This is a genomic window from Streptomyces sp. Xyl84 (assembly GCF_059731885.1).
On the sequence record NZ_AP029182.1, the window covers coordinates 3,027,284 to 3,053,804 of the forward strand.

Annotated in this window: 20 protein-coding genes and 1 tRNA gene; 3 read left to right on the top strand and 18 right to left on the bottom strand. The window is 68.7% G+C overall.

Going from position 1 to position 26,521, the window contains the following annotated elements; translation table 11 throughout:
- Window positions 1–7 precede the first annotated feature (7 nt).
- From tuf to AC6I72_RS13010, 5 genes are all read right to left on the bottom strand, one after another.
- Window positions 8–1,201: an elongation factor Tu gene (tuf, locus tag AC6I72_RS12990; RefSeq protein WP_037858396.1), complete on the bottom strand. Its 1,194-nt coding sequence runs from the start codon at window positions 1,199–1,201 to the stop codon at window positions 8–10.
- Window positions 1,202–1,367: 166 nt separating this feature from the next.
- Entirely contained in the window at window positions 1,368–3,494 is a 2,127-nt protein-coding gene (gene fusA, locus AC6I72_RS12995; protein WP_037858394.1) for an elongation factor G, read from the bottom strand.
- 39 nt (window positions 3,495–3,533) lie between these two features.
- Window positions 3,534–4,004, bottom strand: a complete 471-nt coding sequence (gene rpsG, locus AC6I72_RS13000; RefSeq protein WP_003992340.1) for a 30S ribosomal protein S7 — start codon at window positions 4,002–4,004, stop codon at window positions 3,534–3,536.
- 2 nt (window positions 4,005–4,006) lie between these two features.
- Complete coding sequence (gene rpsL / locus AC6I72_RS13005) at window positions 4,007–4,378, bottom strand: 30S ribosomal protein S12 (protein ID WP_003948652.1); 372 nt, start codon at window positions 4,376–4,378, stop codon at window positions 4,007–4,009.
- A gap of 291 nt (window positions 4,379–4,669) precedes the next feature.
- On the bottom strand, window positions 4,670–5,740 hold the full coding sequence (locus AC6I72_RS13010) for a glycosyltransferase family 2 protein (protein WP_498004672.1): 1,071 nt from the start codon (window positions 5,738–5,740) through the stop codon (window positions 4,670–4,672).
- Between the two features lie 191 nt (window positions 5,741–5,931).
- Between AC6I72_RS13010 and AC6I72_RS13015 the strand changes: the two genes are divergently transcribed.
- Window positions 5,932–7,275 (top strand): putative hexosyltransferase, encoded by a 1,344-nt coding sequence (locus AC6I72_RS13015; RefSeq protein ID WP_498000917.1) that lies wholly within the window; start codon window positions 5,932–5,934, stop codon window positions 7,273–7,275.
- Between the two features lie 164 nt (window positions 7,276–7,439).
- On the opposite strand, the gene AC6I72_RS13020 is transcribed toward AC6I72_RS13015, so the two are convergent.
- The 11 genes from AC6I72_RS13020 to AC6I72_RS13070 all read right to left on the bottom strand — a co-directional run bounded on the left by AC6I72_RS13020 (window position 7,440) and on the right by AC6I72_RS13070 (window position 21,951).
- Complete coding sequence (locus tag AC6I72_RS13020; RefSeq protein WP_498000918.1) at window positions 7,440–11,339, bottom strand: DNA-directed RNA polymerase subunit beta'; 3,900 nt, start codon at window positions 11,337–11,339, stop codon at window positions 7,440–7,442.
- Window positions 11,340–11,441: 102 nt separating this feature from the next.
- Window positions 11,442–14,927: a DNA-directed RNA polymerase subunit beta gene (gene rpoB / locus AC6I72_RS13025; RefSeq protein WP_037858387.1), complete on the bottom strand. Its 3,486-nt coding sequence runs from the start codon at window positions 14,925–14,927 to the stop codon at window positions 11,442–11,444.
- 607 nt (window positions 14,928–15,534) lie between these two features.
- Window positions 15,535–15,921 (bottom strand): 50S ribosomal protein L7/L12, encoded by a 387-nt coding sequence (gene rplL / locus AC6I72_RS13030; protein WP_037858385.1) that lies wholly within the window; start codon window positions 15,919–15,921, stop codon window positions 15,535–15,537.
- A gap of 117 nt (window positions 15,922–16,038) precedes the next feature.
- Window positions 16,039–16,569: a 50S ribosomal protein L10 gene (gene rplJ, locus AC6I72_RS13035; RefSeq protein ID WP_037858382.1), complete on the bottom strand. Its 531-nt coding sequence runs from the start codon at window positions 16,567–16,569 to the stop codon at window positions 16,039–16,041.
- A 310-nt stretch (window positions 16,570–16,879) separates the two neighbouring features.
- The gene (locus AC6I72_RS13040) at window positions 16,880–17,821 is read right to left on the bottom strand and encodes an SCO4651 family lipoprotein (protein ID WP_498000919.1); all 942 of its coding nucleotides are present in this window, start codon (window positions 17,819–17,821) and stop codon (window positions 16,880–16,882) included.
- 89 nt (window positions 17,822–17,910) lie between these two features.
- The gene (locus tag AC6I72_RS13045) at window positions 17,911–18,825 is read right to left on the bottom strand and encodes an SCO4651 family lipoprotein (protein WP_498000920.1); all 915 of its coding nucleotides are present in this window, start codon (window positions 18,823–18,825) and stop codon (window positions 17,911–17,913) included.
- Between the two features lie 260 nt (window positions 18,826–19,085).
- A complete protein-coding gene (gene rplA / locus AC6I72_RS13050) occupies window positions 19,086–19,811 on the bottom strand; it encodes a 50S ribosomal protein L1 (protein WP_037858376.1) in 726 nt (241 codons plus the stop codon).
- Window positions 19,812–19,899: 88 nt separating this feature from the next.
- Window positions 19,900–20,334: a 50S ribosomal protein L11 gene (gene rplK / locus AC6I72_RS13055; protein ID WP_037858373.1), complete on the bottom strand. Its 435-nt coding sequence runs from the start codon at window positions 20,332–20,334 to the stop codon at window positions 19,900–19,902.
- Between the two features lie 168 nt (window positions 20,335–20,502).
- A complete protein-coding gene (nusG, locus tag AC6I72_RS13060; RefSeq protein ID WP_498000921.1) occupies window positions 20,503–21,402 on the bottom strand; it encodes a transcription termination/antitermination protein NusG in 900 nt (299 codons plus the stop codon).
- An 81-nt stretch (window positions 21,403–21,483) separates the two neighbouring features.
- On the bottom strand, window positions 21,484–21,771 hold the full coding sequence (secE, locus tag AC6I72_RS13065; protein WP_037858369.1) for a preprotein translocase subunit SecE: 288 nt from the start codon (window positions 21,769–21,771) through the stop codon (window positions 21,484–21,486).
- Window positions 21,772–21,878: 107 nt separating this feature from the next.
- Window positions 21,879–21,951 (bottom strand) — tRNA-Trp (locus tag AC6I72_RS13070).
- A 272-nt stretch (window positions 21,952–22,223) separates the two neighbouring features.
- On the opposite strand from AC6I72_RS13070, the gene AC6I72_RS13075 reads away from it, so the two are divergent.
- Window positions 22,224–23,450: a pyridoxal phosphate-dependent aminotransferase gene (locus tag AC6I72_RS13075; protein ID WP_037858493.1), complete on the top strand. Its 1,227-nt coding sequence runs from the start codon at window positions 22,224–22,226 to the stop codon at window positions 23,448–23,450.
- A gap of 132 nt (window positions 23,451–23,582) precedes the next feature.
- Window positions 23,583–24,614: an adenosine deaminase gene (locus tag AC6I72_RS13080; protein WP_498000922.1), complete on the top strand. Its 1,032-nt coding sequence runs from the start codon at window positions 23,583–23,585 to the stop codon at window positions 24,612–24,614.
- A 51-nt stretch (window positions 24,615–24,665) separates the two neighbouring features.
- On the opposite strand, the gene AC6I72_RS13085 is transcribed toward AC6I72_RS13080, so the two are convergent.
- Window positions 24,666–25,409: a DsbA family protein gene (locus AC6I72_RS13085; RefSeq protein WP_498000923.1), complete on the bottom strand. Its 744-nt coding sequence runs from the start codon at window positions 25,407–25,409 to the stop codon at window positions 24,666–24,668.
- A gap of 53 nt (window positions 25,410–25,462) precedes the next feature.
- Window positions 25,463–26,518, bottom strand: coding sequence for a UDP-N-acetylmuramate dehydrogenase (locus AC6I72_RS13090; RefSeq protein WP_498000924.1), 1,056 nt, complete (start codon window positions 26,516–26,518; stop codon window positions 25,463–25,465).
- Between the last annotated feature and the right edge of the window lie 3 nt (window positions 26,519–26,521).

A 26,521-nucleotide genomic window follows, 5' to 3' on the forward strand; every position in this document is an offset into this window, starting at 1 on the left:
ACCTTGGTCACTTGTTGATCTTGGTGACCTGGCCGGCGCCCACGGTGCGGCCACCCTCACGGATGGCGAACTTCAGGCCCTCTTCCATGGCGACGGGCTGGATGAGCTCCACCTTCATCTCGGTGTTGTCACCCGGCATGACCATCTCGGTGCCCTCGGGGAGGGTCACCACGCCGGTCACGTCCGTCGTGCGGAAGTAGAACTGCGGACGGTAGTTGTTGAAGAACGGCGTGTGGCGGCCACCCTCGTCCTTGGACAGGATGTAGGCCTGCGCCTCGAACTCGGTGTGCGGGGTGACCGAGCCCGGCTTGATGATGACCTGGCCGCGCTCGACGTCCTCGCGCTTGATGCCACGGAGGAGCAGACCGACGTTCTCACCGGCCTGGCCCTCGTCGAGGAGCTTCCGGAACATCTCGATGCCGGTGACCGTGGTGGTGGTCTTCTCCTGCTTGATACCGATGATGTCGACGGTCTCGTTGACCTTGAGGACACCACGCTCGATACGGCCGGTGACGACCGTACCGCGACCGGTGATCGTGAAGACGTCCTCGATCGGCATCAGGAAGGGCTTGTCGACGTCGCGCTCCGGCTCCGGGATCGCGTTGTCGACGGCGTCCATGAGCTCCAGGACCGACTGGCCCCACTTCTCGTCGCCCTCGAGCGCCTTGAGCGCGGAGACCTTGACGACCGGAACGTCGTCGCCCGGGAACTCGTACTCGGAGAGGAGCTCACGGACCTCGAGCTCGACGAGCTCCAGGATCTCCTCGTCGTCCACCATGTCGGCCTTGTTCAGGGCGACCACGATGTACGGAACGCCGACCTGGCGGGCCAGGAGCACGTGCTCCTTGGTCTGCGGCATCGGGCCGTCGGTGGCGGCGACCACGAGGATCGCGCCGTCCATCTGCGCGGCACCGGTGATCATGTTCTTGATGTAGTCCGCGTGACCCGGGCAGTCGACGTGGGCGTAGTGACGCGCCTCCGTCTGGTACTCGACGTGCGCGATCGAGATGGTGATACCGCGCTGACGCTCCTCAGGAGCCTTGTCGATCTGGTCGAAGGCCGAGGCCTCGTTCAGGTCCGGGTACTTGTCGTGCAGCACCTTGGTAATGGCGGCCGTGAGGGTCGTCTTACCGTGGTCGATGTGACCGATGGTGCCGATGTTGACGTGCGGCTTAGTCCGCTCGAACTTCGCCTTCGCCACTGGGGTCCTCCTGTGGAGTGGTTCTGTACGCCTTACTTCATCGGCGCCAGGTGATCTTTGCTGGATGGCCCGGATCCCGGGGGGCATTCCTCCCGCTTCGCTGCGGAAGAGGCGGAATGCCCCACGAGGCTCCGGAGTCAAGCCTACGGGCTGGAACTCGGGAGAGTTACTCGCCCTTGGCCTTCGCGATGATCTCCTCGGCGACGTTCCGCGGAACCTCGGCGTAGGAGTCGAACTGCATCGAGTAGCTGGCGCGACCCGACGTCTTGCTGCGGAGGTCTCCGACGTAGCCGAACATCTCCGAGAGGGGCACGAGGCCCTTCACGACACGGGCACCGGCCCGCTCCTCCATGGCCTGGATCTGGCCACGGCGGGAGTTGATGTCGCCGATGACCTCACCCATGTAGTCCTCGGGCGTGGTGACCTCGACGGCCATCATCGGCTCGAGCAGCACGGGGCTGGCCTTGCGCGCGGCCTCCTTGAAGGCCTGCGAACCGGCGATCTTGAACGCCAGCTCGGAGGAGTCGACCTCGTGGTAGCCACCGTCGAGAAGCGTGACGCGGACGCCCGTCATCTCGTAGCCGGCGAGGATGCCGAACTGCATGGCCTCCTGCGCACCGGCGTCCACCGAAGGGATGTACTCCTTCGGGATGCGGCCACCGGTCACCTTGTTCACGAACTCGTACGCCGTGTCGCCGCTGTCGATGGGCTCGATCGCGATCTGCACCTTGGCGAACTGACCGGTACCACCGGTCTGCTTCTTGTGGGTGTAGTCCACGCGCTCGACGGCCTTGCGGATCGTCTCGCGGTAGGCGACCTGCGGCTTGCCGACGTTGGCCTCGACCTTGAACTCGCGCTTCATCCGGTCGACGAGCACCTCGAGGTGCAGCTCGCCCATACCGCCGATGACGGTCTGGCCGGTCTCCTCGTTGGTGCTGACCTGGAAGGAGGGGTCCTCCTCCGCGAGACGCTGGATGGCGACACCCAGCTTCTCCTGGTCACCCTTGGACTTGGGCTCGATCGCGACCTCGATGACCGGCGCCGGGAAGTCCATGGACTCCAGGATGACCGGGTTCTTCTCGTCCGCGAGCGTCTCACCGGTGGTGGTCTGCTTCAGGCCCATGACGGCGACGATGTCGCCGGCGCCCACCGACTCGATCTCCTCACGCTTGTTGGCGTGCATGCGGTAGATCTTGCCGATGCGCTCCTTGCGGCCCTTGACGGAGTTCAGCACGGCGGTGCCGGACTCCAGGCGGCCGGAGTACACACGGACGAAGGTGAGCTTGCCGAGGTGCGGGTCGCTCATGATCTTGAACGCCAGCGCGGCGAGCGGCTCGTCGTCCGACGGCTTGCGCGTGACGACCTTCTCCGCGTCGCGGACGTCGTGGCCCTCGATGGCCTCGACGTCGAGCGGGGAGGGCAGGTAGCGCACGACCGCGTCGAGCAGCGGCTGGACACCCTTGTTCTTGAACGCGGTGCCGCAGAACACGGGGGTGACGGTGGTGCCGTCGCCCTTGCCGGAGGCGATGGTGATACGGCGGATCGCCGCGTAGAGCTGCTCCACGGAGGGCTCGGTGCCCTCCAGGTACAGCTCCATCAGCTCCTCGTCGTTCTCCGCGACGGCCTCGAGCAGCTTGCCGCGCCACTCCTCGGCAGCCTCGGTGTGGGTGTCCGGGATGTCGACGATGTCGTACATCTCGCCCTTGGTGGCCTCGGCGGACCACACGAAGGCCTTCATCGTGACGAGGTCGACGACGCCCTTGAAGTCCGCCTCGGCGCCGATCGGCAGCTGCATGACCAGCGGCTGCGCACCCAGGCGGTCGCTGATCATGTCGACGCAGCGGTGGAACTCGGCACCGGTGCGGTCGAGCTTGTTCACGAAGCAGATACGCGGGACGCCGTAGCGGTCCGCCTGACGCCACACCGTCTCGGACTGGGGCTCGACACCGGCGACGCCGTCGAACACCGTCACGGCACCGTCGAGCACGCGCAGGGAGCGCTCCACCTCGACGGTGAAGTCGACGTGACCCGGGGTGTCGATGATGTTGATGGTGTGGTCGACGTCTTCCAGCGACCAGTGACAGGTGGTGGCAGCAGAGGTGATCGTGATGCCACGCTCCTGCTCCTGCTCCATCCAGTCCATGGTGGCAGCGCCGTCGTGGACCTCACCGATCTTGTAGGACACACCGGTGTAGAACAGGATCCGCTCGGTGGTGGTCGTCTTGCCCGCGTCGATGTGGGCCATGATGCCGATGTTGCGCACCTTGGCCAGGTCAAGTGAAGTGGTAGCCATAAGGCTTCAGTCTTCTCTCGGTTCTCGATGGGGAAGCGACTACCAGCGGTAGTGCGCGAAGGCCTTGTTGGACTCGGCCATCTTGTGGGTGTCCTCGCGCTTCTTCACAGCGGCGCCGAGGCCGTTGGAGGCGTCGAGGAGCTCGTTGAGCAGACGCTCGGTCATGGTCTTCTCGCGACGGGCGCGGGAGTAACCGACCAGCCAGCGCAGCGCGAGCGTGTTGGCACGACCGGGCTTGACCTCGATCGGAACCTGGTACGTCGCACCACCGACACGGCGGGACTTGACCTCGAGGGTCGGCTTGATGTTCTCCAGCGCGCGCTTCAGCGTGATGATCGGGTCGTTGCCCGTCTTCTCACGCAGACCCTCCATGGCGCCGTAGACGATGCGCTCGGCGGTGGAGCGCTTGCCGTTGAGCAGCACCTTGTTGATCAGCGACGTGACCAGAGGAGAACCGTAGACCGGGTCGATGATGACCGGGCGCTTCGGGGCGGGGCCCTTACGAGGCATTCTTACTTCTCCTTCTTGGCGCCGTAACGGCTGCGGGCCTGCTTGCGGTTCTTGACACCCTGGGTGTCGAGCGAACCGCGGATGATCTTGTAGCGAACACCCGGCAGGTCCTTCACACGGCCGCCGCGCACGAGCACGATGGAGTGCTCCTGCAGGTTGTGTCCCTCACCCGGAATGTAGGCCGTGACCTCGATGCCGCTGGTCAGACGCACACGCGCGACCTTACGCAGGGCCGAGTTCGGCTTCTTCGGGGTGGTCGTGAACACACGCGTGCAGACGCCACGGCGCTGGGGCGAACCCTCGAGTGCCGGCGTCTTGTTCTTCTCGACCTTGTCCTGCCGGCCCTTACGGACCAGCTGCTGGATCGTAGGCACTACTTCTCCGGTTTCTGTGTGCCGATGGGTACAGCTAACCTGGAACGTCGCCGACCCACGCGGTCGGGTGTGTCGAATCCCGCGCACTCCCGGCGCAAGGCAGAAAGAAGCGCAGATTGCGGTGGCCTATGACGGCTCCCTGGCGGTCGTAGGCACGCACGAGAGCCAGGGCACACCCCAGGCACAAGGTCTGAGCGTACCTATCGCATTCGCTGCGGTCAAAACAAATGGGCGGGACGGCCGCCCGCGCCCGCTCCATACCACTTTCACCCGCTTCACGCACGCCGTACCCTACCGGGCCGGCGGACGCGCCCCGCAACGGCAGGAGACGGAACCTTCCTCCGCGCCGGCCCTCCCGGCACCGACCGCCCCGGCACCGACACCGACCGCGCCCGCACGGCCCGCCTCCGCGCCGTCCGCGCCGTCCGCGCCGGCAGCGTCCGTCACACCGCCCGCACCCGCGCCCTCCGCCGTGTCGTCCCGCACGAAGTACGAGGGCCGGTTCTGGACGGCCGTGTAGATCCGGGCGACGTACTCCCCCAGCAGGCCCACGCAGATCAGCTGCACCGCGCCGATGAAGACCACCGCCGTGAGCAGCGAGGTCCAGCCGGGCACGGTGTGCCCCAGGGCGTACCCGGTGAACGTGTACACCAGCAGACCCAGGCAGACCACGAACGCCCCGCCGCCCAGCCAGGTCGCCAGCCGCAGCGGCGCGGCGGAGAAGCCGGTGATGCTGTCGGCGGCGAGCAGGATCATCCGCCCGAGCGGGTACTTCGTCCGGCCGGCGGAACGCAGCTCGCGCTCGTAGGTGACCTGCCCGCTGGGGAAGCCGAGCCACGGCACCAGCAGCCGGTAGACCCGCTGCTGGTCCGGCAGGGCCTTGAGGGCGTCCACGGCGGCCCGGCTGAGCAGCCGGAAGTCACCCGCGTGCGCGGGCACGGACGGCCCCGCCAGGCGCCGCAGCAGCCGGTAGTAGACGCCCGCCGTGCCCCGCTTGAACGCGCTGTCGCTGCTGCGGTCGGCGCGGACGCCGTAGACCACGTCGAGCCCCTCGTCGCGGGCCAGCGCGAGCATCTGGGGGATCTTCTCGGGCGGGTCCTGGCAGTCGGCGTCCAGGCTGACCACGTAGTCCCCGACCGCGCGGTCCAGGCCCGCGGTGAGGGCGGCCTGGTGCCCGGAGTTGCGGCGCAGGCCGACCACGCGCAGTTCCGGCCAGCCGAGCCGGAACGCGGCGAGCAGTTCGGCGGTCCGGTCGCCGCTGCCGTCGTCGACCGCGACGACCTCGTAGCGCGGTCCGAGGCCGTCCAGCACCGGGCGCAGCCGGTTGACCAGCGCGGGCAGGGCCTCTTCCTCGTTGTACATGGGTATGACGACCGACAGCACGGTCCCGCCGTCCGCGCCGTCCACCTGTTGTGCCACCCGGGCCTCCCCTCGGCCCGCGCCGATGTGCGACCGTGGTGCGATCTTATGACAGACGGTTCACAGGCCCCCGGTCCCGGCGCGACCGGGCGGTGCGGGCGCCGGGACCGGAGGACCGAGGGGAAACACAGGGCATGAGTACGGGTTCGGGCAGCGCGGTGACCGGTTCCTCGGCGGGTGCCGCCCCGGACCGGCCACCCGCCGCCCCGGCGGCGCGGCGGACCGCCCAGGAGGCCGGGGAGCGGGCCCCGGAGCACACCGGCGGCTCCCGCCGGTTCGACGCCGACGCCCTGCGCACGGCCGCCCGCCCCTACCTGCCCCCGCTCCTCCTGTACGGGGTCACCAAGCTCGTCGGGCTCACCGTCTTCGCCTGGCTCCTGGAGCACGCCGGGGACTACCGCACGAAGGCGCCGCGCTTCGGCGGCGGCGCCCACTGGTGGGACGTCCTGGCCACCTGGGACGGCTGGTGGTACCTCCAGGTCGCCCAGCACGGCTACGACCCGAAGCTGGAGCGGCTCGGCGGCGACGGCCTCTTCACCGTCCAGCAGAACTCGGTCGCCTTCTTCCCGCTCTACCCGGCCCTCATCAGGATGGTCTCGGCCGTCACCGGGCTCGGCCCGTACGGCGCCGGGATGCTCGTGTCCGTCGTGTCGTCGTTCGTCGCCGCCGCCGGGATCTACGCCGTGGTCAAGGCGGTCGCGGGCGTACGCGCGGGCACGATCGCCGCCGGGCTGTGGGCGGTGGCGCCCGGCGCGGGCGTCGAGTGGGCGGTGTACTCGGAGTCGGTGTTCGTCGCGCTCGCGGCCTGGTGCTGCTACTGCGTGATGACCCGGCGCTGGGTGACGGCCGGCCTGCTCGCCTGCGTGGCCGGGCTCAACCGGCCCACCTCCGCCGTGCTGATCGGCGCGGTGGGCCTGGCCGCGCTGGTGACGCTGGCGCGCCGCGACAGCAGGCGCGAGCACGGCGTGGCCCCTCCCGTGTACGCCATGCTCGTCGCCCCGCTGGGCCTGCTCGGCTACGTCGCCTGGGTCGGCTACGCCACCGGCGAGCCCACCGCGTACTTCACGCTCCAGCGCGAGGGCTGGGCGCACTACTTCGACTACGGCGCCTACACGCTGCGCGTCCTGAAGAACCTGGCCGTCGGCCACCACGACTACGTGTTCGCCTTCGACGTCCCGGACGTGCTCTCCCTCCAGCTGGTGCTCGCGCTGCCGTTCCTGATCGTCCTGATGCTGCGCAAGCGGCCGCCGCTGGTGCTCGTCGCGTACACCCTGGCCACCATCGTCACGGTGCTGGGCACCCAGCAGATGTTCGGCAACACCATGCGCTACCTGCTGCCCGCCTTCCCGCTGCTGCTCGCGCCGGCCGCGGCGCTGAACCGGCTGCGGACCGGCGCCCTGGCGGTGTTCTTCTGCACCGCGGCCGTCGCCTCCGGCTGGTACGCCCACTACGTCATCTTCGAGCTGGGCGTCCCGTAGACCGGCCGCCCGCGGACCGGCTCGGATCGGCCGGACCCCCGGCGGACCGGCTCACGCGGTCCGGCTCCCGTGGTCCTGCTCCCGCCGGCCCGCCCCGCGGTACGCCGAAGGGCGGCCACCCCCACCGGGGTGACCGCCCTTCAGTGCGTCAGAGCGACGCTCGCTTACTGGTTGTACGGACCGTAGTCGTAGTCCTCCAGCGGAACGGCCTGGCCGGAGCCGGTGCCGAACGGCGAGTAGTCGATGTCGTCGTAGCCGACGGCCGAGTACATCGCGGCCTTGGCCTCCTCGGTGGGCTCCACCCGGATGTTGCGGTAGCGGGACAGACCCGTACCGGCCGGGATGAGCTTACCGATGATGACGTTCTCCTTGAGGCCGATGAGGCTGTCGGACTTGGCGTTGATCGCCGCGTCCGTCAGGACTCGGGTCGTCTCCTGGAAGGAGGCGGCCGACAGCCAGGACTCCGTCGCCAGCGAGGCCTTCGTGATACCCATCAGCTGCGGACGGCCGGAGGCCGGGTGTCCGCCCTCCTGGACCACACGACGGTTCTCGGTCTCGAACTTCGAGCGCTCGACCAGCTCACCGGGCAGCAGCTCGGCGTCGCCGGACTCGATGATCGTCACACGGCGCAGCATCTGCCGGATGATGATCTCGATGTGCTTGTCGTGGATCGACACACCCTGCGAGTTGTAGACCTTCTGGACCTCGCCGACCAGGTGGACCTGGACGGCACGCTGACCCAGGATGCGCAGCACGTCGTGCGGGTTGGTGGCACCCACGGTGAGCTTCTGGCCCACCTCGACGTGGTCGCCCTCGCCGACCAGCAGACGGGCACGCTTCGAGATCGGGTACGCCGTCTCGTCGCTGCCGTCGTCCGGAGTGACGACGATCTTCTTGGTCTTCTCGGTCTCCTCGATCCGGATGCGGCCGGAGGCCTCGGAGATCGGGGCGACACCCTTCGGGGTACGGGCCTCGAAGAGCTCGACGACACGGGGCAGACCCTGGGTGATGTCGTCACCGGCCACACCACCGGTGTGGAAGGTACGCATCGTCAGCTGGGTACCGGGCTCACCGATGGACTGGGCGGCGATGATGCCGACCGCCTCACCGATGTCGACCAGCTTGCCGGTGGCCAGCGAACGGCCGTAGCACATCGCGCAGGTGCCGACGGCGGACTCGCAGGTCAGGACCGAGCGGGTCTTGACCTCCTCGACGCCGTGCTTGACCAGCTCGTCGATGAGCACGTCACCGAGGTCGGTACCGGCCGGGGCCAGCACCTTGCCGTCGACGACGATGTCCTCGGCGAGGCAGCGCGCGTACACGGACGTCTCGACGTCGTCCGCCTTGCGCAGCACGCCGTCGGCGCCGCGCTCGGCGATGTGCAGCTTGAGGCCGCGCTCGGTGCCGCAGTCCTCCTCGCGGATGATGACGTCCTGCGAGACGTCCACCAGACGACGGGTGAGGTAACCCGAGTCGGCGGTACGCAGGGCGGTGTCCGCCAGACCCTTACGGGCACCGTGCGTGGAGATGAAGTACTCCAGCACGGACAGGCCCTCACGGAACGACGCCTTGATCGGACGCGGGATCGTCTCGTTCTTCGCGTTCGACACCAGACCACGCATACCGGCGATCTGACGCATCTGCATCATGTTGCCTCGTGCACCCGAGTTCACCATCATGAAGATCGGGTTGGTCTTCGGGAAGTTGTCGTTCATCGCCTCGGCGACCTCGTTGGTCGCCTGGGTCCAGATCTGGATGAGCTCCTGCGTGCGCTCTTCCTTGGTGATCAGACCGCGCTCGTACTGCTTCTGGACCTTCTCGTCCTTGGCCTCGTACCCGGCGACGATCTCCTTCTTCGCGTCGGGGACGACGACGTCGGAGATGGCGACGGTGACGCCGGAACGGGTGGCCCAGAAGAAGCCGGCCGCCTTCAGGTTGTCGAGCGTCGCCGCCACGATGACCTTCGGGTAGCGCTCGGCGAGGTCGTTGACGATCTCGGAGAGCTGCTTCTTGCCGACCTCGTAGTCGACGAACGGGTAGTCCTCGGGCAGCAGCTCGTTGAAGAGCGCGCGGCCCAGGGTCGTCCGCAGGCGGAAGGTGTCACCCTGCTGCCACTCCGGCTCGCCCTCCTCGCGCGCCGGCGGGGTCCAGCCGCGCGGCGGGATGGTGCCCACCGGGAAGCGGATGTCCACGCGCGACTGGAGCGACAGCTCGCCGGCGTCGAACGCCATGATCGCCTCGGCCACGGACGCGAAGGAGCGGTCCTCGCCCTTCACGTTCCGCATCTCGCCGTCGGTGGTGAGGAAGAACAGACCGAGGACCATGTCCTGGGTCGGCATCGTCACCGGACGGCCGTCGGCGGGCTTCAGGATGTTGTTCGAGGACAGCATCAGGATGCGGGCCTCGGCCTGCGCCTCCGCGGACAGCGGCAGGTGCACGGCCATCTGGTCACCGTCGAAGTCCGCGTTGAACGCGGTGCACACGAGCGGGTGGATCTGGATGGCCTTGCCCTCGACCAGCTGCGGCTCGAAGGCCTGGATGCCGAGGCGGTGCAGCGTGGGCGCACGGTTCAGCAGAACCGGGTGCTCCGCGATGACCTCTTCGAGCACGTCGTACACGACGGTGCGGCCGCGCTCGACCATGCGCTTGGCGCTCTTGATGTTCTGCGCGTGGTTCAGGTCGACCAGGCGCTTCATCACGAACGGCTTGAACAGCTCCAGCGCCATCGCCTTCGGCAGACCGCACTGGTGCAGCTTGAGCTGCGGGCCGACGACGATGACGGAACGCGCCGAGTAGTCGACTCGCTTGCCGAGCAGGTTCTGGCGGAAGCGGCCCTGCTTGCCCTTGAGCATGTCGGACAGCGACTTCAGCGGACGGTTGCCGGGGCCCGTGACCGGGCGGCCGCGGCGGCCGTTGTCGAAGAGCGCGTCGACGGCCTCCTGGAGCATGCGCTTCTCGTTGTTCACGATGATCTCGGGGGCACCGAGGTCGAGAAGCCGCTTCAGGCGGTTGTTGCGGTTGATGACACGGCGGTACAGGTCGTTCAGGTCAGAGGTCGCGAAGCGGCCACCGTCCAGCTGCACCATCGGACGCAGGTCCGGCGGGATGACCGGGACGCAGTCCAGGACCATGCCCTTGGGGCTGTTGGAGGTCTGCAGGAACGCGGAGACGACCTTCAGCCGCTTCAGGGCGCGGGTCTTCTTCTGGCCCTTGCCCGTGCGGATGATCTCGCGGAGCTTCTCGGCCTCCTCGTCGAGGTCGAAGGACTCCAGGCGCTTCTGCAGCGCCGCGGCACCCATCGAACCGTCGAAGTAGGTGCCGAAGCGGTCGCGCAGCTCGCGGTAGAGCAGCTCGTCGCCCTCGAGGTCCTGGACCTTGAGGTTCTTGAACCGGGTCCACACCTCGTCGAGGCGGTCGATCTCGCGCTGCGCGCGGTCGCGCAGCTGCTTCATCTCGCGCTCGGCGCCCTCGCGCACCTTGCGGCGCACGTCGGCCTTGGCGCCCTCGGCCTCCAGCTCGGCCAGGTCGGTCTCGAGCTTCTTGGCGCGGGCCTCCAGGTCGGCGTCGCGACGGTTCTCGATCTGCTGCCGCTCGACGGAGACGTGCGCCTCCAGGGAGGGCAGGTCGCGGGTGCGGCGCTCCTCGTCGACGTACGTGATCATGTACGCCGCGAAGTAGATGACCTTCTCCAGGTCCTTCGGGGCGAGGTCGAGCAGGTAGCCCAGACGCGACGGGACGCCCTTGAAGTACCAGATGTGGGTGACGGGAGCGGCCAGCTCGATGTGGCCCATCCGCTCACGGCGCACCTTGGCGCGCGTGACCTCGACGCCACAGCGCTCGCAGATGATGCCCTTGAAGCGGACACGCTTGTACTTGCCGCAGTAGCACTCCCAGTCCCGGGTGGGGCCGAAGATCTTCTCGCAGAAGAGTCCGTCCTTTTCCGGCTTGAGGGTGCGGTAGTTGATGGTCTCGGGCTTCTTGACCTCGCCGTGGCTCCACTGACGGATGTCGTCAGCGGTGGCCAGACCGATCCGGAGCTCATCGAAGAAGTTGACGTCGAGCACTATGCGTCAATCCCTCTCAGGGTTGTAAGTCTGTGGTCTGAAACGGGGGCCTGGGGGTCGGCGGGGGCCTCACTCATCGGCGAGGCCCCTGCCGGACTCCCGTCAGACCTCTTCGACGCTGCTCGGCTCGCGCCGGGACAGGTCGATGCCGAGCTCCTCCGCGGCGCGGAAGACATCCTCGTCGGTGTCACGCATCTCGATGGACATACCGTCGCTGGACAGCACCTCCACGTTCAGGCAGAGAGACTGCATCTCCTTGATGAGCACCTTGAAGGACTCGGGGATGCCGGGCTCGGGGATGTTCTCGCCCTTGACGATGGCCTCGTAGACCTTCACGCGGCCGGTGACGTCGTCGGACTTGATGGTCAGCAGTTCCTGGAGGGCGTAGGCGGCGCCGTACGCCTCGAGTGCCCACACCTCCATCTCGCCGAACCGCTGGCCACCGAACTGGGCCTTACCACCCAGCGGCTGCTGGGTGATCATGGAGTACGGGCCGGTCGAACGGGCGTGCAGCTTGTCGTCGACCAGGTGGTGCAGCTTCAGGATGTACATGTAGCCGACCGAGATCGGGTCCGGGAACGGCTCACCGCTGCGGCCGTCGAACAGCCGCGCCTTGCCGGTCGGGAGCACCATGCGCTCGCCGTCCCGGTTCGGGATGGTGTGCTGCAGCAGACCCGCCAGCTCGTCCTCGCGGGCACCGTCGAAGACGGGGGTCGCGACGTTGGTGCCGGGGTCGACCTGGTCGGCGCCGATCGCCTGGAGGCGCTGCGCCCACTCCTCCGCGAGGCCGGAGACGTCCCAGCCGCGGCTGGCGAGCCAGCCGAGGTGGATCTCCAGGACCTGTCCCGGGTTCATTCGGGACGGGACACCCAGCGGGTTGAGGATGATGTCGACCGGGGTGCCGTCCTCCAGGAACGGCATGTCCTCGATCGGGTTGATCTTGGAGATGACGCCCTTGTTGCCGTGGCGGCCGGCGAGCTTGTCACCGTCGGTGATCTTGCGCTTCTGCGCGACGTAGACGCGGACCAGCTGGTTCACGCCCGGCGGCAGCTCGTCGCCCTCCTCGCGGTCGAAGACGCGCACACCGATGACCTTGCCGGTCTCGCCGTGCGGCACCTTCAGCGAGGTGTCACGGACCTCACGGGCCTTCTCACCGAAGATCGCGCGCAGCAGGCGCTCCTCCGGGGTCAGCTCGGTCTCGCCCTTGGGCGTGACCTTGCCGACCAGGATGTCGCCGGCGATGACCTCGGCGCCGATGCGGATGATGCCGCGCTCGTCGAGGTCGGCGAGGACCTCCTCGGAGACGTTCGGGATGTCCCGGGTGATCTCCTCGGGGCCCAGCTTGGTGTCACGGGCGTCGACCTCGTGCTCCTCGATGTGGATCGAGGAGAGGACGTCGTCCTGCACGAGGCGCTGCGACAGGATGATCGCGTCCTCGTAGTTGTGACCCTCCCACGGCATGAACGCGACCAGCAGGTTCTTGCCGAGCGCCATCTCGCCGTTCTCGGTGGCCGGACCGTCGGCGAGGACCTGGCCCTCGATGACGCGGTCGCCCTCGTTGACGATGACCTTCTGGTTGACCGAGGTGCCCTGGTTGGAGCGGGCGAACTTGGCCAGGCGGTACGTGATGTACGTGCCGTCGTCGTTGGCGGTGGTGATGTAGTCGGCGGAGACCTCCTGGACCACACCGGCCTTCTCGGCCTTGACCACGTCGCCGGCGTCGACCGCGGAGCGGTACTCCATGCCGGTGCCGACGAGCGGGGCCTCGCTCTTGATGAGCGGGACGGCCTGGCGCATCATGTTCGCGCCCATGAGGGCACGGTTGGCGTCGTCGTGCTCCAGGAACGGGATCATGGCGGTCGCGACCGACACCATCTGGCGCGGCGAGACGTCCATGTAGTCGACGTCCTCGGGGCTGACGTAGTCGACCTCACCGCCACGGCGGCGGACCAGGACGCGCGCCTCGGCGAACCGCAGGTCGTCGCCGAGCGTGGCGTTGGCCTGCGCGATGACGAAGCGGTCCTCCTCGTCGGCGGTCAGGTAGTCGACCTCGTCGGTGACCTGGCCGTCGACGACCTTGCGGTACGGGGTCTCGACGAAACCGAACGCGTTGACCCGGCCGTAGGAGGCGAGCGAGCCGATCAGACCGATGTTCGGGCCTTCGGGCGTCTCGATCGGGCACATGCGGCCGTAGTGCGACGGGTGCACGTCACGGACCTCGAAGCCGGCCCGCTCACGGGAGAGACCACCCGGGCCAAGAGCCGACAGACGGCGCTTGTGGGTGAGACCCGACAGCGGGTTGTTCTGGTCCATGAACTGCGACAGCTGGCTGGTGCCGAAGAACTCCTTGATGGAGGCGACGACCGGCCGGATGTTGATCAGGGTCTGCGGCGTGATCGCCTCGACGTCCTGGGTGGTCATGCGCTCGCGCACGACGCGCTCCATACGGGCGAGACCCGTACGGACCTGGTTCTGGATCAGCTCGCCGACGCTGCGCAGGCGGCGGTTGCCGAAGTGGTCGATGTCGTCGGTCTCGACGACGATCGTGCCGCCGTTGTCCCCGGCGGTCTCGGTCTCACCGGCGTGCAGCTTCACCAGGTACTTGATCGTCGAGATGATGTCCTCGACGGTCAGGATGCCCGCGTCCAGCGGGGCGTCCGCACCCAGCTTCTTGTTGACCTTGTAGCGGCCGACCTTGGCGAGGTCGTAGCGCTTGGGGTTGAAGTAGAGGTTCTCGAGCAGCGTCTGCGCGGCCTCGCGCGTGGGGGGCTCGCCCGGACGCAGCTTGCGGTAGATGTCGAGCAGCGCGTCGTCCTGGCCCTGGGTGTGGTCCTTCTCCAGGGTGGCGCGCATCGACTCGTACTCGCCGAACTCCTCGAGGATCTGCTCGTTGGTCCAGCCGAGCGCCTTCAGCAGCACGGTGACCGACTGCTTGCGCTTGCGGTCGATGCGCACACCGACCATGTCGCGCTTGTCGATCTCCATCTCCAGCCAGGCACCCCGGGACGGGATGATCTTGGCGGAGAAGATGTCCTTGTCGGACGTCTTGTCGATGCTCGAGTCGAAGTAGACGCCGGGCGAGCGGACCAGCTGCGAGACGACGACACGCTCGGTGCCGTTGATGACGAAGGTGCCCTTGTTCGTCATGAGCGGGAAGTCGCCCATGAAGACCGTCTGGGACTTGATCTCGCCGGTCTCGTTGTTGGTGAACTCGGCCGTGACGAAGAGCGGGGCGGCGTACGTGAAGTCGCGCTCCTTGCACTCGTCGATGCTGTTCTTCGGGGGCTCGAAGCGGTGGTCGCGGAACGTCAGCGACATCGACCCGGAGAAGTCCTCGATCGGGGAGATCTCCTCGAAGATCTCCTCCAGACCGGACTTGGTGGGGACGTCCTGACCGGACTCCAGAGCCGCCTCGACGCGAGCCTTCCACGCGTCGTTGCCGAGCAGCCAGTCGAAGCTCTCGGTTTGCAGCGCGAGAAGGTTCGGAACCTCGAGGGGCTCCTTGATCTTTGCAAAGGAGATGCGCAGCGGGGCGGTGCTGGCAGCATTGTTCGTATTCGCGGTCGAGGCATTGCGCGAGGCGGCCAAGAGGGGGTCCTTCCGAGGGCTCGGACTCACTACGCGCGTACCGGCCCCTCTTCCGCTCACCGGGACAGACGGTGCCTGAAGTGGCCGAAGGCCAGGTCAGGTGCGGTCAGGTCGTCGATGCTCGGGCGAGGGCATGCCCCTGGTGACGGGCAGGGGACAGCTAACAGGCAGCGCAAAGGGTCAGTGTAGCCACTTGGCCCACTGATGTCCAGCGCCGGTTTTCCGCGACCCTCGTTGTCGTCACCGCCTACGGCCTGTCACCCTCAACGCACGTTGATACTGCCCTCTTCGCCGCCGATCCATGCCTCGGATTCGGATCGTTGTGACGACGCGTCCTGAGAATTGCGCGCTGCGTGCGGTTCGTCAAGGCCCCTCATACCCGAACCGGATGCTGCCATCGTCACTCGCGGCCTGTCTCCGGGGGCCTCTCGAGGCCGAACGAAGATCACCATACCCCTCCCGGTCGCGGGTGCAAGGCCGCCACAGCCACCCCCGGGAACGCCGAAGAGCGACCACCCGGATGGATGATCGCTCTTCGGTGCGTTCGCGTTACAGCCCTATCGGGCCGTGTTCAGCGCGCAGGAGAGTCCGGAGGGGACTCGTCGGGTCACTTGACCTCGACGGAGGCGCCGGCGCCCTCGAGGGACTCCTTGGCCTTGTCCGCGGCCTCCTTGTTGACCTTCTCCAGGACCGGCTTCGGCGCACCGTCGACCAGGTCCTTGGCCTCCTTCAGGCCCAGGGAGGTCAGCTCGCGCACGACCTTGATGACCTGGATCTTCTTGTCGCCGGCACCGGTGAGGATGACGTCGAACTCGTCCTTCTCCTCGACGGCCTCGGCGGCGCCGCCAGCGGCACCACCGGCGACGACGACCGGCGCCGCGGCGGCGGCGGTGACGTCGAACTTGTCCTCGAAGGCCTTCACGAACTCGGAGAGCTCGATGAGGGTCATCTCCTCGAACTGGGCGAGCAGGTCTTCCTGGCTGAGCTTCGCCATGACGGGCGATCCTTCCACTGATTCGGCTGGTGCCGGATGTACATGAATGGCGGGCGTACGTCGGCCCGCTGTGATCCGTGCCGCCGCGTGGCGGCGTGGATCAGAAAGCGAGCCGAGTTACTCGGCACCGCCCTGCTCGGCCTGCTTGGCGCGAAGCGCGTCCACGGTGCGGACGAGCTTCGACGGCAGCGCCTGGAAGACGGAGGCAGCCTGGGACTGCTTCGCCTTGAAGGCACCGGCCAGCTTGCTGAGCAGAACCTCGCGGGACTCGAGGTCCGCAAGCTTCTTGATCTCGTCGGCGGACAGCGCCTTGCCGTCAAGGACACCGCCCTTGATGACGAGATTCGGGTTGTCCTTGGCGAAGTCACGGAGACCCTTCGCCGACTCCACCGGGTCACCGGTGACGAAGGCGACAGCCGTCGGACCGTTGAACAGGTCGTCCAGCGTGGTGATCCCGGCCTCGTTGGCCGCAATCTTGGTCAGCGTGTTCTTCACCACGGCGTACTGGGCGTTCTCACCGAGCGAACGACGCAGCGTCTTGAGCTGCGCCACGGTGAGACCGCGGTACTCGGTCAGCACGGCAGCGCTGGAGTTGCGGAACTGCTCCGTCAACTCCGCCACTGCGGCAGCCTTGTCGGGCCTCGCCATAGAGCCTCGGCCTCCTTCCGGGTGATTCTGACCGCGCGGACCCGAAGGAGGACTGGGGAAAACGAAACGCCCCGGCGCAGGCGCTCGGGGCGGACTCGACCGGCCGCACACATGCCGTGGGCATGCACACACCGGGAGTTCTTCCACAGTCACCTGCGCGGGTCGTCCGCAGTTTCAGCGGATCCTTCGGCCACCGCACCCTCGTGGGAGCGCACGGCAACGACCAGCGGTCTTTGGCTTCTGTAGGAGAGTACGGGAACGCGGCGCCGTCGGGCAAATCCGCCCCTGCCGGGGCTCGGCCCCGCCCGGCTCAGCCCTGCTGGGCGCCCTTCATCATCTCGGCCAGGTCCGCGACCTGCCCGGCCGGCGGGGCGGCGACCTTCACGGGCTTGTTGGTGTCCAGGAAGGTGATGGTCATGTCCAGCGGGCCCTTGGTGGCGTCACCGCGCATCCGGAACTGCTTGGTGTGGTCCTGGCCGTCGATCCAGGCGTCCATGGTCACCTTGTCGACGCCCATCTTCTTGTACTGCTCCAGGCTCTTCTGGCGGGTCTCGGCGGTCTGCGGGCTCTCGCCCTTCTGCGCCTTGACCAGGTCCGCGAGGGCGACGGTGCCCGAGTAGTGGGTGGTGGCGACGCCGTCCACACTCTCGGAGCCGACCTTGCGCAGGTCCTTGGCCGCGGTCAGGAAGGTGGACTCGGTCGCCGGGTTCTGGTCGGCCTGGGCGGCGCCCATCTGGTCCATCTGCTTGCCCGCGTCGGTCTGCGACAGGTCGAACTTCAGCCAGCTCTTGCCGCCCATCTCCTTGGCGGCCTCGGGACCGCCGTTGAGGTACATGGCCTTGTCGACGAGCCGGATCTCGACGGTGCCGGCCGAGGGCTGGTCGGCCATCGTCATCTTCATGCTCATCGACACCGTGGGCTTCATCTGCATCTGCGCCTCGGCCTCGACGTGCCCCTCCTCGGGGACCTGGCCGGTCATGCGGTAGTGCAGAGAGGTGATCTCCTGCGAGTTCTTGGCCGCCTTGGCGACGGCCGCGGCGGGCGAGAGCCTCGGCGACTCGGCCGCGCCGCTCTTGCCCGCGCTCTTGGAGTCGCTCTTCGAGTCGTCTCCCGAACAGCCCACCGCGCCCGCGGCGAGGACCAGCGCGGCCAGCGAGGCCGTCGCGAATCTGCGGCCCGTGACGGCGCGCGCGGGCGTGCGCCGCGTACGGGCCGAGCCGGGCGTGGTGGGCGTGCGTACAGAGGTGTCCATGGTTTCCCCCCAAGGAACGGATGGTGATCACACAGTCGGGACGCGAGCCTATCCGAGCCGTGAGCGGGCGGTCTTGGGGGTTTCTTGACTCAGGAAGCGCCGGCGCCCGCGCCCTGGGACGCCGCCAGGGCCTTGAAGTCCAGCGTGTCGCTCTTCGGCGGCGCCATGACCGAGACCTCCACGCCGTAGTCGCGGTAGGAGGCAGTGGTGGTCAGGGTGCCGTTCCTGGTGTCCGCCGTCTCGGACTTCTTGACCAGCAGGTTCTCGTCGTTGACCCAGAGGTCGACGGTCTCCGTGGTGATGCCGGTCCGGCTCAGCTGCTTCTTGATGTCGGCGAGCTGGGAGGCGGAGAGGGTGCGGCTGGTCCGGGCGGCGAGGTCCGCCACGTTCACCGTGCCGTGGTAGTGGGTGGTGTGCCGGCCCAGGACCTGCTCCTCACCGGCCTTCTTCACGTCACCGGAGGCCAGCAGCAGCTTCACCGACTGGTTCGGCGTGTTGTTCTGCATCTGGTCCTTCATGTACGCGCCGGAGCCGCCGCCGAGCTTGGCGATGTCGTCGTACCCGTACCTGATCCAGTGCTTGCCGCCCGCCTGCCGGGCGAACTGGTCGCTCATCCTGGCGTAGTAGGCGTCGGACAGGTAGCGGGCGCGCATCGAGGTGGTCCCCGTGGCGCGCATCGCGTCGGCCACGGTGCCGCCGGTGTACGTCAGCGTCATCGCACCGGACAGGGTGCCGCCCCAGGCGAAGGCGCCGCTGCCCTTCATGGACATCAGCGAGCCCATGCTGACCGTCATGTCGACGCGGGCGGAGTCCGCCTTGTCGGTGGAGGCCGCGGCGAGGCGCAGGGCCGCCAGCGGGCTGACGTGCGTCACGCCCTGCCCGGCCGCCTTCCCCTCCTTGCCGGGATCCCCCGAGGTGCCTCCGGCGCCGCAGGCGGCCACGCCCGTCAGCGCGGCCGTCACCGCGATCGCCAGCGTCGTACGGCGCACCGTCGTGCTCTTCATTCGTCCCCACCCCTATGCGGTTGCTGTGCCCGGCACGCTAGCGCAGGCCGCCGACAGCCGTCCGGACGGCCGTACGGATCGCGCCGTACCGGCCGTGCGGGGCCGCGCCCACCGGGCCTCGTGCGGCCCGGCGGGCGCGGGCCTGGCGGCGCGGCCCGGCGGGTCCCACGGGTCCGGGGCAGCGGGCCGCCCGGGAAAAGGGACGAGCCCCGCACCTCGGAAGGTTGCGGGGCTCGTGCCGACCTGTGCGAGCCGGTGGCTCAGACCGCGGCCGGGTCCTCCTCGACGAGGAGGTTGCGGGTGCGGTTCGGGTCGAGCTGGATGCCGGGGCCCATCGTGGTGCTGATGGCGGCCTTCTTGATGTAGCGACCCTTGGCGGCGGACGGCTTCAGACGGAGGATCTCCTCCAGCGCGGCGCCGTAGTTCTCCACCAGCTTGTCGTCCTCGAAGGACGTCTTGCCGATGATGAAGTGCAGGTTCGAGTGCTTGTCGACGCGGAACTCGATCTTGCCGCCCTTGATCTCGGTCACGGCCTTGGCAGTGTCCGGGGTCACGGTGCCGGTCTTCGGGTTCGGCATCAGACCACGCGGGCCGAGGACGCGGCCGAGGCGGCCGACCTTGCCCATGAGGTCCGGGGTGGCGACGACGGCGTCGAAGTCCAGACGGCCCTTCGCCACCTCGTCGATCAGCTCGTCGGCGCCGACGATGTCGGCGCCCGCGGCACGCGCGGCCTCGGCACGGTCACCGGTCGCGAAGACCAGGACCCGGGCGGTCTTACCGGTGCCGTGCGGAAGGTTCACGGTGCCACGGACCATCTGGTCGGCCTTGCGCGGGTCGACACCCAGGCGGAAGGCGACCTCGACGGTGCCGTCGAACTTGGTCGTGGAGGTCTCCTTGGCGAGACGGACGGCCTCGAGCGGGGCGTACAGCTTCTCCCGGTCGATCTTGGCGTCCGCAGCGCGGAGAGCCTTGCTGCGCTTGCTCACAACTGCTCCTGTGGGTTCTGAAAGGAGTCGTGGTACGGGCCGAGCAGGCCCTGCCACGGTTCTACGGGGGTGTGACGGAGGCTGGGGTTCAGCCCTCGACCGTGATGCCCATGGAGCGGGCGGTGCCGGCGATGATCTTCGACGCGGCGTCCAGGTCGTTGGCGTTGAGGTCGGGCAGCTTGGTCTGGGCGATCTCGCGGACCTGCGCCTCGGTGATCTTGGCGACCTTGGTCTTGTGCGGCTCGCCGGAGCCCTTCTCCACGCCCGCGGCCTTGAGGATCATCTTGGCGGCCGGCGGGGTCTTGGTCACGAAGGTGAAGGAACGGTCCTCGTAGACCGTGATCTCCACCGGGATGACCCAGCCACGCTGCGACTCGGTCGCGGCGTTGTAGGCCTTGCAGAACTCCATGATGTTGACGCCGTGCTGGCCCAGCGCCGGGCCGACCGGCGGAGCCGGGTTCGCCGCACCGGCGTTGATCTGGAGCTTGATGAGCCCCGTGACCTTCTTCTTCTTGGGAGGCATAGCTCTCCGGGTCCTTTCGGTTCGGGTCCTGCCCGCGCTCGGGGACCACCCGGACGCAGGCATACCGCACAACGATAACGGGTATAGATGCGCGGCTGAAAACCGAGCAGGTCAGGCGCTCGCGGAGCGATCGCCTGACCTGCGCGGAAGCAGTTCGCCCAGAAAGAACTAGTTCTTCTGGATCTGGTCGAAGCTCAGCTCGACCGGGGTCTCGCGACCGAAGATCTCCACCAGACCCTTGACCTTCTTCGAGTCCGGGTTGATCTCGTTGATCGTCGCCTGCAGCGTCGCGAACGGGCCGTCGGTGACGGTGACCGAGTCGCCCACCTCGAAGTCCAGCACCTGGACCTCGACCTTGCGCTGCGGCGCCGGCTTGCCCTCGGCCTCGGCGGCCTCGCGGGCGGCCTTCTCCTCCGCCTCCGGGGCGAGCATCTTCACGATCTCGTCCAGGGACAGCGGGTAGGGGTCGTAGGCGTTGCCGACGAAGCCCGTGACGCCGGGGGTGTTGCGGACGACGCCCCAGGACTCGTTCGTCAGATCCATCCGGACGAGGACGTAACCGGGCAGCTTGTTCTGCCGGACGGTCTTGCGCTCGCCGTTCTTGATCTGGACGATCTCTTCCTCGGGGACCTCGGCCTGGTAGATGAACTCCTCGACGTTCAGCGAGACGGCGCGCTGCTCCAGGTTGGCCTTCACGCGCTTCTCGTAGCCCGCGTAGGTGTGGATCACGTACCACTCGCCGGGCAGCGTGCGCAGTTCCTCGCGCAGCTTCGTGACCGGGTCGACGTCGGGCTCCTCCTCGACGTCCTCGGTCGCGGCGGCCTCGGCGTCCTCCCCTTCGGCGGCCTCGTCCCCGGCCTTCTCGGAGTCCTCCGACTCGTCGGAGTCCTCGGCGGCGGCCTCGCCGTCCTCGTCCTCGACGTGGACGGCGGCCTCCTCGGCCGGCTCGCCCGCGGCGGCGTCGGCAGCCTCGGCCTCGTCCGCCTCGTCCGCACCCTCGACGATGTCGAGCTCGTCATCCACGGACTCGGTCGGCTCGATGGCGTCGTTCAGGTTCGGGTCAGACACGGTGGCTGCTTCTTCCTGGATACATAGGGGTGGAACATGCGAAAACGGGCGCCGGTAACCACGGCGCCCTTCGCTCTTGGCTCAGCCGAAGACGTACTTGGCCGCGTGGTTGAGCCCATAGTCAATCACGGTCACCAGGCCGATCATGACGGCCACGAAGACAATCACCACGGTGGTGTATGTCGTCAGCTGGTTACGTGAGGGCCAGACGACCTTGCGGAGTTCCGCGACGATCTGCCGGTAGAAGAGAGCGAGACGCTTCAGCGGGCCCTTCTTGGCACGCTTGCCGCCCTTGCGGGGCTTCTTCTGGGACTCCGCCATCTCGTCCTGGGCATCAGGCGTGTCGATGGAGCCCACGGCGTCCGTCATTCGTCCTCACCTGATTCCGGGTCGTGGCCGTGCCGCGCCCGGTCGAGCCGCACGGCGGTGCATTGCTGTACGTACATGCGCACACATCCTGGCGAAGGTGTGTGTAGCAGGGCCGGAGGGACTTGAACCCCCAACCGCTGGTTTTGGAGACCAGTGCTCTACCAATTGAGCTACGACCCTTTGTGTGTCCCCCAACGTACCGCATCCGACCGTAGGCCCGGTGTGCACCAGGTGCGGCGGCGGCTGCTGAAGGCCAACGAGGTGAGAGTGTACGTGGTCCGGGGCCGGTCGTCGAACAGAAAGTGTTCTTCGCGGCCCGCGGGAGCGGATCGGGCCGGAAGATCGCCTGTCCGGGGCCCGGATCCGGACGGATGTTCACCAGGTGCACCGTCCCTGCCCACTCCGTGAAACCCGTGTGCCCGGCGCCAGGGGGGTCTGGAACCATGGGCGGTATGAGCGCTGCAACCCCTCCGACCGAGCGCCGGGTCTCCGCGCGTATCGGCGCGATCTCCGAGTCCGCCACCCTCGCCGTGGACGCCAAGGCCAAGGCCCTGAAGGCCGCCGGGCGTCCGGTGATCGGCTTCGGCGCCGGTGAGCCCGACTTCCCGACCCCGGACTACATCGTCGAGGCGGCCGTCGAGGCCTGCAAGAACCCGAAGTACCACCGGTACACGCCGGCCGGCGGACTGCCCGAGCTGAAGGCCGCGATCGCCGCGAAGACGCTGCGCGACTCCGGCTGGGAGCCGGACGTCTCGCAGATCCTGGTCACCAACGGCGGCAAGCAGGCCATCTACGAGGCCTTCGCCGCGATCCTCGACCCGGGCGACGAGGTCATCGTGCCGGCGCCGTACTGGACGACGTACCCGGAGTCGATCCGCCTGGCCGGCGGGGTCCCCGTCGAGGTCGTCGCCGACGAGACCACCGGCTACCGCGTCACGGTCGAGCAGCTGGAGGCCGCCCGCACCGAGAAGACCAAGGTCGTCCTGTTCGTCTCGCCGTCCAACCCGACCGGCGCGGTGTACTCCGAGGCCGAGACCGAGGCGATCGGGCGCTGGGCCGTCGAGCACGGCCTGTGGGTGCTCACCGACGAGATCTACGAGCACCTGGTCTACGGCGACGCGGTCTCCGTCTCCCTGCCGGCGCTCCTGCCCGAGCTGCGCGACAAGTGCGTCGTCGTCAACGGTGTGGCCAAGACGTACGCCATGACCGGCTGGCGCGTGGGCTGGGTCATCGGCCCCAAGGACGTGGTCAAGGCCGCGACCAACCTGCAGTCGCACGCCACGTCCAACGTCTCGAACGTCGCCCAGGTGGCCGCCCTCGCCGCGGTCTCCGGCGGCCTGGAGGCCGTCGCGACGATGCGCGAGGCCTTCGACCGGCGCCGCAGGACCATCGTGCGGATGCTCAACGAGATCGACGGCGTGCTCTGCCCCGAGCCGGAGGGCGCGTTCTACGCCTACCCGTCGGTGAAGGAGCTGATCGGCAAGGAGATCCGCGGCAAGCGCCCGCAGAACTCGGTCGAGCTGGCCGCGCTCATCCTGGAGGAGGCCGAGGTGGCGGTCGTCCCCGGCGAGGCCTTCGGCACCCCGGGCTACCTGCGGCTGTCCTACGCCCTCGGCGACGAGGACCTGGTGGAGGGCGTGAGCCGGATGCAGAAGCTGCTGGCCGAGGCCAGGGACTGACGCGAAAGGCGAGAAAAGGGGCGCATCACCTGGGAACGTTCCGGGGTGGTGCGCCCCTGACCTTTGTGCGAGCAAGACCACGAACGGGGAAACGGCTACCGGGACCCGGGGGGCGTACGGCAGGATCCTGGGATGGAGCGTGTACGTGATGTCTCTGAGCTGCCGAAGGCCCATCTGCACCTGCACTTCACCGGGTCGATGCGCCCCGCCACCCTGCTGGAACTGGCCGACAAGTACGGCGTACGGCTGCCCGACGCGCTGACCGAGGCCCTGTTCAGCGGGGAACCGCCGAGACTGCGGGCGACGGACGAGCGGGGCTGGTTCCGCTTCCAGCGGCTGTACGACGCGGCGCGTTCCTGCCTGCGGGAGCCGGAGGACATCCAGCGGCTGGTGCGCGAGGCCGCCGAGGAGGACATCAGGGACGGCTCGGGCTGGCTGGAGATCCAGGTCGACCCGACCTCGTACGCGCCGCGTCTGGGCGGGCTGATCCCGGCGCTGGAGATCATCCTGGACGCGGTCGAGGCGGCCTCGCGCGAGACGGGCCTGGGGATGCGGGTCCTGGTCGCGGCCAACCGCATGAAGCACCCCCTGGACGCCCGCACGCTGGCCCGGCTGGCCGTGCGCTACCGCGACCGGGGCGTGGTCGGCTTCGGCCTGTCCAACGACGAGCGCCGGGGCATGGCGCGGGACTTCGACCGGGCGTTCGCGATCGCCCGGGAGGGCGGCCTGTTCGCGGCCCCGCACGGCGGCGAGCTGGCCGGTCCGTCCTCGGTCCGTGACTGCCTGGACGACCTGCACGCCCACCGGGTGGGCCACGGCGTGCGGGCGGCGGACGACCCGCGTCTCATGCGGCGTCTCGCCGAGCGCGGCGTGACCTGCGAGGTCTGCCCGGCCTCCAACGTGGCCCTCGGCGTGTACGAGAAGCCCGCGGACGTGCCCCTGCGGACCCTGTACGACGCCGGCGTCCCGATGGCGCTCGGCGCCGACGACCCCCTGCTCTTCGGCTCCCGGCTGGCGGCCCAGTACGACTTCGCCCGCCGCCACCACGCCTTCACCGACGCCGAACTGGCCGAACTGGCCCGCCAGTCGATCCGCGGCTCGGCCGCCCCGGAGGACGTACGGGCCAAGCTGCTGTCCGGGGTCGACGACTGGCTGGCCGGCTGAGGGACGGCAGGAGGGGCGTGCGGAAGGCCGGGAGGAGGACCGGGAGAGGGGTCAGGACTGCGACAGGGCGCCGATCACCATGGGCAGCGACGACTTGTCGAAGAGCGCGCCGCTCATCGACTGCGGGACCGTCCTGCCGTTGACCTTCAGGGTGGGCGTGCCGGTCACCCCGGAGGCGTCGAAGGCGCGCGCGGAGGCGGCCACGAAACCGCGGTACTTCATGCCCTTGACCGCCGCGTCGAACTCCTGGCCGCGCAGGCCCTTCACGCGGGAGGCCATGTCCAGCAGGAACGCGTCGGTGTAGCCGTCGACGCTCTCCTCGGGCTGGTGGGCGAAGAGGACGTCGTGGAACTCGGCGAACCTGCCCGCGTCCAGGGCGGCCCGCAGGGCGTTCGCGGCCTTCTCGGAGCCGTGGCCGCCGTCGCGGTCGAGGAAGGAGGCCAGGGTGTACTCCGCCCGGACCTCACCGGAGCGGACCAGATCGCGCAGGGCCTCGCCGCCGCCCTCGGTCTCGAACTTCTTGCAGACCGGGCAGCGCATGTCCTCGTAGACGTGGACGACCGTCTTCGCCCGCGGGGAACCGACACGGACGGTGGTGCCGTCGGGCGCGAGCGTCTGCGTGGCCGCCGCCGCCCCGGTGGCCGCGGCGGCGGGCTTCCCGTCGCCGCCGTTCCCGCCGGCCGCCTTGCCGCCGCCGGCTCCCTGATCGCACCCTGTGGCGAGCGCGCCCACCAGTACGGCCGCGACCGCGATCACGATGCCCCGGCCGCCCCGCAGGCCCCGTACGCCCCGCATGGTCCTTCCCCTCCCTGTCGGACAGGGATCGACCCTATGCGATCTCCGGGCGGCTACAGGCTCACTCCGACCGTCACCGGCTCGTTCACCAGGGTGACGCCGAAGGCCTCGTGGACGCCCGCCACGACCTCGCGGGCGAGGGCCAGCAGGTCCTCCGTGGTGGCGCCGCCGCGGTTGGTGAGGGCGAGTGTGTGTTTGCCGGAGATGCGGGCCGGGCCCGTGCCGTAGCCCTTGGTGAAGCCGGCCTTGTCGATCAGCCAGGCCGCCGAGGTCTTGGTGCGTCCCTGACCCGCCGGGTAGGCGGGCGGCTCGGCGTCCTCGCCCAGCCGCTCCCGCACGCGCGCGCGGAACGCGTCGAACTCGGCGTCCGTGAGGATGGGGTTGGTGAAGAAGGACCCGGCCGACCAGGTGTCGTGGTCCTCGGGGTCCAGCACCATGCCCTTGCCCGCGCGCAGCTTCAGCACGGTGTCGCGGGCGGTGCCCAGCGGGACGCGGTCACCGGCGGACACGCCCAGGGCGCGGGCCGTCTCGGCGTATCTGAGGGGCGCCGACAGCCCGCCCGCGTCCTCCAGGGCGAAACGGACCCGCAGGACGACGTACCGGTCGGGGTGCTCCTTGAAGCGGCTGTGCCGGTAGGAGAAGGCGCAGTCCGCGTTGGCCAGGGTCACCGTCTCGCCGGCCGCGCGGTCGTAGGCGACGACCTCGGTGATGGTGGCGGAGACCTCCTGGCCGTACGCCCCCACGTTCTGGACGGGGGTGGCGCCGGCGGAGCCGGGGATGCCGGAGAGGCACTCGATGCCCGCGAGCCCGGCCTCCACGGTGCGGGCGACGGCGTCGGTCCACACCTCGCCGGCGGCCAGCTCCAGCGTCGTCCCGTCGAGGTCGAAGCCGCGGGTGGCGATGTGCAGCGCGGTGCCGTCGAAGCCCTTGTCACCGATGACCAGGTTGGAGCCGCCGCCGATGACCAGCAGCGGGGTGCCCGCGGCGTCGGCCTCGCGGACGGCGTCGACGACCTCCGCGTCGGTGGTCGCGGTGATCAGCCGGGTCGCGGGGCCGCCCAGCCGGAAGGTGGTCAGCGGGGCGAGGGGCGCGTCGTGGAGTTCCTGCACGCG